This window comes from Nonomuraea sp. bgisy101 (genome assembly GCF_057708945.1).
The window spans coordinates 1-1,307 of the sequence record NZ_JBYITD010000107.1; the positions used below are offsets into that span (position 1 = coordinate 1).

Annotated in this window: 1 protein-coding gene; it reads right to left on the minus strand. The window is 65.5% G+C overall.

The window, feature by feature from the left end; translation table 11 throughout:
- Nucleotides 1-32: 32 nt before the first annotated feature.
- A complete protein-coding gene (locus AC3EO4_RS55640) occupies nucleotides 33-1,262 on the minus strand; it encodes an IS30 family transposase (RefSeq protein ID WP_431904980.1) in 1,230 nt (409 codons plus the stop codon).
- Between the last annotated feature and the right edge of the window lie 45 nt (nucleotides 1,263-1,307).

Genomic DNA, 1,307 nt, shown 5'->3' on the forward strand with positions numbered 1-1,307 from the left:
GGCAAATTCCAGTGGTCATCGCAACACGTTGATCAACTGCTGGCGGCGAGAAGCATAGCGAGACGCTCGGCTGGGGTATCCCAGTCGAGCGTCTTTCTTGGTCTGGCGTTCAACTCAGCGGCGACAGCGTCGAGCTGCTCGCGGTTGTGGACCGACAGGTCCGTGCCCTTGGGGAAATACTGGCGCAGCAGACCGTTCGTGTTCTCATTCGAGCCACGCTGCCAAGGGCTGGCCGGGTCGCAGAAGTAGACCGGCATGTCGGCGGCGATGGAGAACTCGTGGTGGCGGCCCATCTCGCTGCCCTGGTCCCAGGTCAGGGAGCGCTTGAGCTGGGTCGGCAACGTCGTCATGGTGTTCACCAGGGCATCGCGCATGCTCTCGGCACTGCGGTCGATGGGCAAGTGGACGAGCATCACATAGCGGGTGGTGCGCTCGACTAGGGTGCCGATCGCCGACCTCTGGTCCTTGCCGATGATCAGGTCACCTTCCCAGTGGCCTGGCACGGCACGGTCGTCGACCTCGGCCGGCCGCTCGCTGATCATGACCATGGGGTGAGCGAAGCGCGGCTGGCGACGGTTCACCTGGCGGTGAGGCTTGCGGCGCGTGCGCCCAGTGCGCAGCGCGCGGACCAGCTCACGGCGGAGTTCGCCGCGCCCTTGAACGTAGAGCGCCTGGTAGATGGTCTCGTGGCACACATGCATCTCCGCCCGCTCCGGGAAGGTCTTGCGCAGGCTCTGGCAGATCTGCTCGGGACTCCAGCGCTTGTGCAGGTGGTCCTGAATGTATGCCTGTAACTCAGGGTTCTGCCCGATCTTGCCGGGCTTGGGGCGTGGTCGCCGCGCCTCGGCGCGGGCCTGTGCGGCGTAGGGCCGATAGGCCCACTGATTGTCTCGGATGTGTGAGCGGTTGCGCCGGACCTCCCGGCTGATCGTGGACGGGCTACGGCCCAGCTCGGCAGCGATAGCACGGATGGATGCCTTCTCCCGCAGCCGGTCGGCGATGTGAATCCGCTCGCTCTCACTCAAGAACCGGCCGGACGCCCCAGAGCCGGGCACCCGCTCAATGCGAGCCGGTGCCCGGAACCTCTTGGGATCCGTCCGCCCGTTGCGCCACTCACGAGCTGTTCGCTCATGCACGCCAACGAGACGGGCGGCTTCCCTGTTTGTGTAGCCCTGTCGCACGAGCCGGAAGTATTCCTCCCGCTCGGCACGGAGCTTCCTTGGCCCCTGCGGTTTCCGATCTTCACGAGCTTCGAAGGCCATCGCATCCCCTGGACTGGGGTGTTGCGACGACCACTAGAAGGAAAG

Excerpts from the sequence above, each read along its gene's own strand:
- AC3EO4_RS55640 (WP_431904980.1), bottom strand. The coding sequence starts at position 1,262 with ATGGCCTTCGAAGCTCGTGAAGATCGGAAACCGCAGGGGCCAAGGAAG.